The following is an 11,043-nucleotide window of genomic DNA, read 5'->3' on the forward strand; positions in this document are numbered from 1 at the left end:
CTCGACTTCGCGCAAGTTGTCGGGGATCTTTTTTGGGAATACTAAACCTGGAAGTTTCACAGATTTAGCAGTATGGTGAGCATCTTAGCCAGTATTCCCGGATATCGCATTAGTGAAGAACTCTACAATGGTTCAAGAACTTTAGTTTATCGAGGGTATCGAGAAACGGACTTATTACCTGTAGTCATTAAACTGCTAAAAAATCCTTATCCCAGTTTCTCTGAACTCTTGTCATTTCGCAATCAATACACCATTGCCAAAAATCTTAACTCACCTCTAATCGTTCAAACCTATAGCCTAGAACCTTACCAAAATGGCTATGCGCTGGTGATGGAAGACTTTGGGGGGATTTCTCTGGTGGAATGGAGAATGAGGGGAAGTGTAGAATCTCTGATAGAGTTTTTGGAGATAGCGATCGCACTTTGCAACACTTTAGATATACTCTACCGCCATCGGATTATTCATAAAGATATCAAACCCGCCAATATTTTAATTAATCCTGAAACCAAACAAGTCAAATTAATTGACTTTAGTATTGCATCTTTATTGCCACGAGAAACCCAAACACTGATAAATCCAAATGTACTGGAAGGAACACTCGCTTATATTTCCCCAGAACAAACAGGAAGGATGAATCGCGGGATTGACTACCGCACTGATTTTTATTCTTTGGGCGTAACTTTTTACGAATTACTGACGGGAGTTTTACCATTTCAGTCAGAGGATGCGATGGAGTTGCTACACTGTCATATTGCGAAATCAGCAACCTTAGTACATGAAATTAATTCAGCAATTCCATCTGTACTCTCTGCAATTGTTAGTAAGTTAATGGCGAAAAATGCCGAAGACCGTTATCAGAGTGCATTAGGGCTGAAATCTGACTTAGAAAACTGCTTGGTTCAATTAAAGGAAACAAGCAAAATAGAAGACTTCCCAATTCCTCAACGGGATGTGTGCGATCGCTTCATCATCCCCGACAAACTTTATGGACGGAAAAATGAAGTTCAGTCTTTACTGAAAGCCTTCGATCGTGTTGCTAGTGGTAGTTCTGAACTGATACTGGTGGCTGGTTTTTCTGGTATTGGCAAAACAGCAGTCGTGAATGAAGTCCACAAACCCATCACCCGACAGCACGGCTATTTCATCAAAGGCAAATATGATCAGTTCAATCGCAACATTCCGTTTTCTGCCTTTGTCCAAGCTTTCCGCAGCTTGATGGGACAACTCTTGAGCGCATCTGATGTAGAACTAGCTCGTTGGAAAAAGCAAATTCTGGCTGCTGTTGGTGAAAATGGACAAGTTCTGATTGAAGTCATTCCCGAACTAGAACACATTATTGGTTCCCAACCCCCGGTAGTTGAGCTAGTTGGTAGTGCTTCTCAGAATCGGTTTAATCTGCTGTTCGGCAAATTTATTCAGGTATTTACCAAGAAAGAACATCCTTTAGTGATTTTCCTCGATGATTTACAGTGGGCTGATTCTGCTTCTTTGAACTTGTTGAAATTGTTGATGAGCGAGTCGGAAGCAGGCTATTTATTAGTACTTGGAACTTATCGGGATAATGAAGTTTTTCCGGCTCATCCATTGATGTTAACCCTGAATGAGATGAGACAACGAGGTGTCAATCTTAATACTTTAATCTTGGCTCCTTTGAAGGAATCAGATATTACTTGTTTAGTTGCCGATACATTGCTGTGTTCCAATGATATCGCTGCATCACTTTCGCAGTTGGTCTACCAAAAAACTCAGGGAAACGCATTTTTTACAATCCAGTTTTTATCCGCACTGTATGAGGAAGAATGTATTATTTTCAATCGTTTATCCGGTTATTGGCAGTGCAACTTAAGCCAGGTGACACAATTAGCATTGACAGATGATGTAGTTGCATTTACTACCCAACGATTGCGGAGGCTACCAGTAGCAACACAAGAAGTATTAAAGTTAGCGGCTTGCATTGGTAATCGATTTGATTTAGAAACATTAGCAATAGTCTGCGAAGCTGGTCAAGATAGTGTAGCAGTAGACTTGTGGCGATCGCTTCAAGAGGGGTTAGTTATCCCAGAAAACTCAACCTACAAGTTTTTCCAAGGGAATGAACATGATATTGAAGATATAGAAGCGATGAATAACCTCAATGTGAGTTATCTCTTTATCCACGATCGCGTTCAGCAAGCGGCTTACTCTCTTATTCCTGACGGTTTAAAACAAGCAACTCACTTCAAAATTGGCAACCTTCTGCTGGCTAATGTTTCACCGGAAGAACAAGGGAGCAAAATTTTTGCGATCGTTAATCACTTAAATCAGGGTTTTGAACTGCATCAAAGCCAGGAAGAACGTTTAGAACTTTTGCGGCTAAACTGTATTGCAGGGATAAGGGCTAAAGAGTCTACTGCCTATGGAGTTGCCGTAAACTATTTTACGGTAGCTCAACGCTTGTTACCTCCAAATAGTTGGCAGCAAGACTACGAAAAGTCCCTAGAAGTTTATTTCTATCTCGCAGAAGTTAAGTATTTGTCTGGAGATTTTCAATCTTCTCTAGCCATTATTGAAACAATCTCTAACTTTGCCAAACGACAACTTGAAAGAGCCGAAGCCTTTAACCTGGCAATTTTGATGTTCACATTACAAGGTCATTATCTGCAAGCACTTCAGTATGGACAAAAGGCATTATCTTGCTTGAATTTTGATTTATCAGAAATAGATTTACCAGAGAAACTTGAATCATCCCAAAATGAGATTCAACTAAAATTAGCCAATCGCCAGCCAGAGGAGCTAGTCAATGAACCAGAAGCTACCGATCTAGAGAAGCGCTTGATTATCAAAATCCTCAATAATTTAATCGTACCAGTTTATGTTCTACAAAAGGGAGAGCTATACTTTCTCGTTGCGTTATCAATGGTTTCAGTATCTCTCAATTTTGGCGTAATAGCTGAATCAGGAAACGGATTTTCAGCCTATGGGATGTACTTGGGATATTATCAGCGTGACTATCAATTGGGCTATGAATTTGGAGTCTTGGCAGAGAATTTAGCCAAACGATTTAAGCAAGCAGATAATCTCTGCAAAGCTTGCTATATGCTAGGCAACAATCTCCTTTCTTGGGTGCGTCCTCTGCGTAGCTCCGGTTCGATTTTTGATGAAGGATTAATCGCTGGACTCCAGTCTGGGGAGATGGTTTTCTCAGGTAATCTTTTGATGTACAAGTTGCTCAATTCATTTTATGCAGGAGACAGTGTATTAGAAGTTCAGCAAAATCTTCCTGAATATTTAGAATTTTGTGCTAAGAAACTTAACTATCAACTGGCTGTGGATGTGATAGCGGGATTAAATATTTGGTTGCCTGAACTTACAGCTTTTCCTGCGGAGAATCTCCCAACTGAGCAGCAGCATCTTGAGTCCTGTAGAGTCAACAATAGCGACTATGCAATTTGCCATTATTTACTCCTGAAAACTAAAGTCCTATGCTTTTACGGGCGCTATGAAGAGGCTGTGGAAGCAGCACAGGGGGCTGAAGAACTTGTTGGGACTATTATTGGAAAATACCAAGTTGCAGCCATCAATTTCTATCAATCTATTGCGATAGCAGAATACTGTCGAACTCATGCTCTAGGCTTAGACAATAGTTACATTCAAAAAGTTAAGTCAAACCAAGCTCAACTTAGTCTCTGGGCAATTAGTTGCCCAGAAAACTTTGCTCATAAATACGATTTAGTTAATGCTATTTTAAGTATTTTATCAGGACAGAAAGCAGAAGCAATTGAACTGTTCGATCGCGCCATAACTCTAGCCAAAGCCAACGAATATATCCAAGAAGAAGCCTTAGCAAACGAACTTGCTGCTAAATTTTACCTCGATTGGGGTAAAGAGAAAGTTGCCGCCAGCTATATGCAAGAAGCCTATTACTGTTATTCCCGTTGGGAAGCTAAAGCTAAAACTGATGACTTAGAAACTCGTTATCCAGACTTGCTTTGTCCGATTTTGCAACAGTCGGATTTCTCGGTGACAATGTTAGGCACGCTAGCAACGATCGCTACTCCCAACTATTCACTTCATTCCAACACCCGCAAAACTTCTAGCGGTTCCAGGATCAATACAACCCTTGATTTTGCTGCCATTATCAAAGCCTCTCAAGCACTTTCGAGGACGATTCAATTAGACGATCTGCTCCACCAACTTACCCAAATTATTCTGCAAAATTCGGGTGGCGATCACTGTGCGTTAATCTTACCTTCGGAAAATGAAATTTGGGAAGTGCGGGCGATCGCCACACCCACCGCCACCGAACTCTGCTCCGAACCCCTGGAAAACAACCCCAATCTCCCCGTCAAACTGATTCAATATGTCAAAAACACTCAACAAATCGTGGTGATTGACGATTTAGAAACCGATTTACCTGTAATTGATAATTATTTGACACTACACCAGCCTAAAAGTGTCCTGTGTTTACCCATTCTCAATCAAGGAAATTTGGTCGGTATTTTGTATCTCAAGAATCGCTTAACCAGTGGTGTGTTTACTAGCGAACGCATCATTATTCTCGACTTTCTCTGCACTCAAGTGGCTATTTCTCTAGAAAATGCCCGACTTTATAATCAAGTCCAGCAGACTCTCACCGACTTGCAACAAGCTCAATTACAAATAGTCCAAAGTGAAAAAATGTCTGCACTGGGTAACTTAGTCGCCGGAGTTGCCCACGAAATCAACAATCCTGTCGGCTGTATTATTGGCAATGTTGATGCTGTCCAAAATTCCATTAATGACCTATTTGGGTTGATTGACCTCTACAACGATAAATTTCCCCAACCTGGGACGGAGATTGAAGAGGAATTAGAGACAATCGACCTGGAATATTTACGGGATGATTTACCCAAGTTAATTAGAGCCATGAAGGATGGTGGCGATCGCATCACAAGCATTAGCAAGAGTCTCCGCACCTTCTCCCGTGCTGATACCGATCAAAAGCAGAAATTTAACCTGCATGAAGGGATTGATAGCACCATCTTGATTTTACGCCATCGCCTCAAGGCTTCGGAGACTCGTCCGGCTATTGAAGTTGTCACCAAATACGGTAATTTACCTCAAGTAGAATGTTTTCCCGGTCAATTAAATCAGGTATTTATGAATATTCTGGCTAATGCCATTGATGCTTTAGAAGAATCTAATCATGGACGCAGCTTTGCAGAAATTAAGGCCAATCCCAACTGCATTAATATTCAAACATCGGTCGAAAATGAAAAGGTAAAAATTGCCATTGCTGATAATGGTAAAGGGATGAGTGAAGAAATTCAACAAAAGATTTTTGACCATTTATTTACTACCAAAGCTGTTGAAAAAGGTACGGGATTAGGATTAGCGATCGCTCGTCAAATTGTGGAAGAAACCCACGGCGGAAAATTAAGTTTTAACTCTGTTCTAGATGAAGGTACTGAATTTATCATTGAAATTCCAGTATAAGTTTTGTATGTAATGTTAAACACGCTTCAGATATCTGGGAATACTAAACCTGGAAATTTAAGGATTTAGCAGTATGGTTAGCACTCTTGTCAATATTCCCGGATATCGCATCAGCGAAGAACTCTACAATGGTTCGAGAACCGTAGTTTATCGAGGGTATCGGGAGGCTGACTCATTACCTGTAGCCATTAAATTGCTGAAAAATCCATATCCAGATTTCAACGAACTCTTGTCGTTTCGGAATCAATACACCATTGCTAAAAATCTCAACTCTCCTCTGATCGTCCAAACCTACAGCCTCCAACCATACCAAAATGGCTACGCGCTGGTGATGGAAGACTTTGGGGGAATTTCTCTCAAGGATTGGGAAGTTAAGGGAAGGGGGCAATCTCTACAGGAGTTTTTAGAAATTGCGATCGCACTCTGCAATACCTTAGATATACTCTACCGAGAGCGGATTATTCATAAAGATATCAAACCCGCCAATATTTTAATTAATCTCGAAACAAAACAAATTAAATTAATCGACTTTAGTATTGCATCTTTACTACCACGAGAAACGCAAACTTTAATCAATCCCAATGGATTAGAAGGGACACTCGCTTATATTTCCCCGGAACAAACAGGTCGAATGAATCGGGGGATTGACTATCGAAGTGACTTTTATTCTTTGGGAGTAACTTTATACGAATTACTGGGAGGAAAGTTACCTTTTGAATCCAAAGAGCCGATGGAGTTAGTCCATTGTCATATTGCCAAAAATCCCCCGAATTTAAGTGAAATAAAGGAGACAAAAATTCCGCAAGTTTTGTGCGATATCGTGATGAAACTGATGGCGAAGAATGCCGAAGAGAGATATCAAAGTGCCTTGGGACTGAAATTAGATTTAGAAAAATGTTTAGATCAGCTACAAGTTTCTGGTGAAATTCAGAGTTTTGAAATTGGACAACGGGATGTGTGCGATCGCTTCATCATCCCCGACAAACTCTACGGACGAGAAACCGAAGCAGAAACTTTACTGCAAGCATTTGAGCGAGTTAGCCTTGGTGCAACAGAAATGATGCTCGTTGCAGGTTTCTCTGGTATTGGGAAAACCGCCGTTGTCAACGAAGTTCATAAACCAATTGTTCGGCAACGCGGTTATTTTATCAAAGGAAAATTTGACCAATTTCAACGCAATATTCCCTTCTCTGCTTTTGTACAAGCATTTCGGGATTTAATGGGGCAATTGTTAACCGAAAGTGATGTCCAACTAGAGCAATGGAAACATCAAATATTAGAAACTGTTGGAGAGAATGGTCAGGTAATTATTGAAGTCATTCCCGAATTAGAAAAAATCATTGGCGAACAACCACCAGCAGTAGAATTATCAGGAACGGCAGCCCAAAATCGCTTTAATTTATTGTTTCAAAAATTCACCCAAATCTTTACTAGCGCCGAACATCCATTAGTGATGTTTTTAGATGATTTACAATGGGCTGATTCAGCATCATTAAAGTTGATGCAGCTATTAATGGCTGATACAGGTCATCTTTTCATCATTGGTGCTTATCGGGATAATGAAGTCAATCCAGCCCATCCATTAATGTTGACTTTGAGTGAAATCCAAAAAAACCAAGCAACCATTAATACTATTACTTTAACACCCCTGAGTCAATCCCAAATCAATCAATTAGTCGCTGATACCCTAAAAAGTACAGAAAATTTGGCATTACCCCTTTCACAATTAGTCTATCAAAAAACTAAAGGCAACCCATTTTTTGCCACCCAATTTCTCAAAGCCCTACACGAAGAAAATCTCATTCAATTTAACTTGGAGTTAGGCTGTTGGCAATGCGATCTATCCAAAATTAATCAACAAGCCTTGACCGATGATGTTGTAGAATTTATGGCGTTGCAGTTAGAGAAGTTACCCTTAGCAACACAGAATATTCTGAAGTTAGCCGCTTGTATTGGCAATCAGTTCGAGCTAACAACATTAGCAATTGTTTCAGAACACTCAGAAGTAGAAACCGCAGCCAATTTATGGAAAGCATTGCAAGAAGGTTTGATTTTACCGATTGGTGATGTTTATAAGTTTTATCAACAAGAGTCATTAGTCACTTGTACTGAGCGTAGTCGAAGTATTAGTCATCTGTCATTAGTAGATAGTCAAAAACAAATGACCAATGACAATGGACAAATGACAGTTTCTTATAAATTTTTGCACGATCGCGTTCAACAAGCAGCCTATTCCCTAATTCCCGATGACCAAAAACAAACGACTCATTACCAAATCGGACAACTGCTTCTACAACAGATTTCCGCACAAGCTAGAGTTGACCGGATTTTTGAAATCGTCAATCAATTAAATCACGGAACTGTTTTAATTACCCAACCAACTCAACGAGAAGAATTAGCTAGCCTCAATTTAATTGCCTGTCGCAAAGCTAAAACTTCAACCGCCTATCAAGCAGCGCGTGAATATGCGACAGTCGGATTGTCTTTGTTGTCAGAAAATGCTTGGCAGCAGCAGTATGAAATGACCCTCGCCTTATATGAATTAGCTGCGGAACTAGCAATGCTAAACGGTAATTTTGAGGCGATGGAACAGCTTATTGATATTGTCATTCAACAGGCACGCTCCTTACCTGAAAAAGTCAATGTTTACTGCATTAGAATTCAATCTCATATTTCCCAAAGTAAACTGACATCAGCGATCGCGATCGCCCAACCAATCTTACAACAGCTTGGTGTCACCTTTCCTGAAACACCGACACCATCAGATATTAAACGGGAAATCCAACAGATTGAGGAACTCATTGGAGATCGGGAAATCGCTGATTTGGTTCACTTGCCTGAAATGACAGATGGAGAAAAACTCGCTATTCTTAAGATTGTCAATATCATCAGCCCAGCAGCTTACCTCACTGGCTCAACGTTGTACCCATTGCTGAATACTTTGTCCGTTAAACTCTCGATTCAGTACGGTAACACATCGACTTCTGCTTTCGGCTATGCGAACTATGGCAATATTCTCTGCAATTTCTTCCAAGTCGTGGATACAGGAACACAGTTTGGTTCTCTGGCACTCCAGATTATCTCAAAACTCGATGCCAAAGCCAGTAAAACAGAGATTTTGATGCTCTTGGGGTTGTTTATTGTACACCGCAACTCTCACATTCAAGAAACACTACCCCTGTTGCAAGAAGGTTACACCACTGCCATAGAATTTGGGAACTTGGTACTTGCTGGGTACAATGGCCACAGTTTTTGTCTTAATTCTTTTTGGAGCAGTAAACCCCTGGCTACCTTAGAGCAGGATATTAGTGCTTACTGCCATAGTTTGACGCAATTAAATCAATTAACAACCGCAAATTATTGCCGGATTTATTGGCAACCTGTTTTAAATCTGCTAGGTTTTGCAGAACACACCACCCTTTTGTCTGGAAAAGCCCTTGAAGAAATAGAATTTCTCCAGCAGCTACAATCCGCCAAAGATGGATATGGATTGTATATTTTCCATTTGTATAAACTAATGCTTTGTTTCTTGTTTGGAGAAATTGAGCCAGCGAAAAATCATGCTATTGAAGTCAGGCGCTATTTTATGGCTGGTGCGGGATTAGTCAGCGAACCAGTATTTTATCTTTATGATTCTCTGCTAACTCTGGCACAATTAAATCCACAGTTAGATGAAACATCAGAAGCATTGCAGGGTGTCATAGAAAATCAAACCAAATTACAGCAATGGGCGGATCATGCACCCATGAATTATCAACATAAAGTTGATTTGGTAGCGGCAGAAAAATGTCGAGTGTTAGGGCAAAAAGCCGAAGCAATTGAGTTTTACGACAAGGCGATAACTCTAGCCAAAGCCAACGAATATACCCAAGAAGAAGCACTTGCTAACGAACTGGCAGCAAAATTCTACCTAGATTGGGGCAAAGAGCGCATAGCCGGGGAATACATGGTTGCAGCCTACTATGCCTATGCTCATTGGGGTGCAAAAGCCAAAGTCGCTGACCTAGAAGCTCGCTATCCGCAACTACTTAGACCTATATTAGAGCAAACCCGTTCTCCTCTCTCCACTCACGAAACTCTGTTCACATTGGGTAGTGTCACCTCCACCAGTTCGGCCATATCCAGTAATAATGTTTCTCTGGCTTTAGATTTAGCTACTATTCTCAAAGCTTCTCATACTATTTCCGCTGAAATCGAACTGGAAAATCTACTTTCATCGTTGCTGACGATCGTCATCGAAAATGCGGGGGCTGATAAATGCGTGTTCATGCTCTTGCGAGACTCGCGCCTGTTAATCAAAGGGTCAATTACCACAGGTTCAAAGCCAGTTGTCTTGCAGCGTATTCCCATTGAAGATAGCCAGGACATTCCCCACAGACTGATTTACAAAGTCAAGCATGACAAGCAAACTGCTGTAATAGTTGATGCAAGTGCCGATCGCACCTTAGCCAATGACCCCTATATCATCCGTCAGCAGCCCAAAAGTATCTTGTGTAGCCCGATTTTGCATCAAGGGAAGTTGATGGGGATTTTATATCTAGAAAATAATCTAGCAACGGGGGCGTTTACAAGCGATCGCGTCGAACTTCTCAACTTACTTTGCGCCCAAGCCGCGATTTCTTTGGAAAATGCTCGACTTTATGAGCGATCGCTAGAAGCTGCTCAACAGCTAGAAGCAGCTTTACAAGAACTCCAGGGCGCTCAATTACAAATCGTGCAAAGTGAAAAGATGTCTGCATTGGGTAATTTAGTCGCCGGGGTGGCTCACGAAATGAATAATCCCCTCGGTTTTATTGCTGCTAGTCTAAAACAAGCCAAACCTACCTTTGGCGATTGTATCAAACACTTGAAACTATATCAAGAAAGGTTTCCTGCGCCCGGAGATGAAATTCTTGAACACGCTGAAGAAATCGACTTGGATTATACTGTAGAAGACTTGCCCAAGATGATTGATTCCATGTCTATGGCGTGCGATCGCCTGAAAAATATCAGCACTAGTTTAAGAACTTTCTCTCGTGCCGATAAAGACTACAAAGTGCCATTTAACATTCATGATGGCATTGATAGCACAATTTTAATTTTGAAACATCGTCTCAAGGGCAATGAACAACGTCCCGCTATTGAAGTGATAACTAACTATGGAAAACTGCCTCAAGTTGAATGTTTTCCTGGTCAATTAAATCAGGTATTTATGAATCTTCTGGCAAATGGTATTGATGCATTAGATGAATCTAACATTGGACGCAGTTTTGAAGAGTTTAAAGCCAATCCTAACTGCATTATAATTACAACTTCAGTCGCAAATAATCTAGTTAAAATTGCCATTGCGGATAATGGTAATGGGATGAGTGAACAAGTCAAATCAAAAATATTTGACCATTTATTTACTACGAAAGCTGTTGGTAAAGGTACAGGATTGGGGTTAGCGATCGCGCGTCAAATTGTTGAAGAAACTCACGGCGGAAAATTGAGTTTTAACTCTGTTCTAGGTGAGGGTACAGAATTTATCATTGAAATTCCGGTATGATTTTTGGTGACTTTCATTTGCTCTCAAGCCTTGGCTTTAGATCCCCGACTTCGCGAAGTCGG

General features: G+C 40.7%; 2 protein-coding genes. Both read left to right on the forward strand.

Features of this window, described 5'->3' with window-relative positions; all coding sequences use genetic code 11:
* The first annotated feature begins 72 nt into the window (after positions 1-72).
* A complete protein-coding gene (locus A4S05_RS11370) occupies positions 73-5,454 on the forward strand; it encodes a trifunctional serine/threonine-protein kinase/ATP-binding protein/sensor histidine kinase (protein WP_069069939.1) in 5,382 nt (1,793 codons plus the stop codon).
* 73 nt (positions 5,455-5,527) lie between these two features.
* Positions 5,528-10,981: a trifunctional serine/threonine-protein kinase/ATP-binding protein/sensor histidine kinase gene (locus tag A4S05_RS11375; RefSeq protein WP_069069940.1), complete on the forward strand. Its 5,454-nt coding sequence runs from the start codon at positions 5,528-5,530 to the stop codon at positions 10,979-10,981.
* Positions 10,982-11,043: the final 62 nt, after the last annotated feature.

Origin of the sequence: Nostoc sp. KVJ20 (assembly GCF_001712795.1) — a bacterium.
Taxonomy (GTDB): Bacteria; Cyanobacteriota; Cyanobacteriia; order Cyanobacteriales; family Nostocaceae; genus Nostoc.

Coding starts and splice junctions, on each gene's coding strand:
- A4S05_RS11370 (WP_069069939.1), top strand. CDS start 73: ATGGTGAGCATCTTAGCCAGTATTCCCGGATATCGCATTAGTGAAGAA.
- A4S05_RS11375 (WP_069069940.1), top strand. CDS start 5,528: ATGGTTAGCACTCTTGTCAATATTCCCGGATATCGCATCAGCGAAGAA.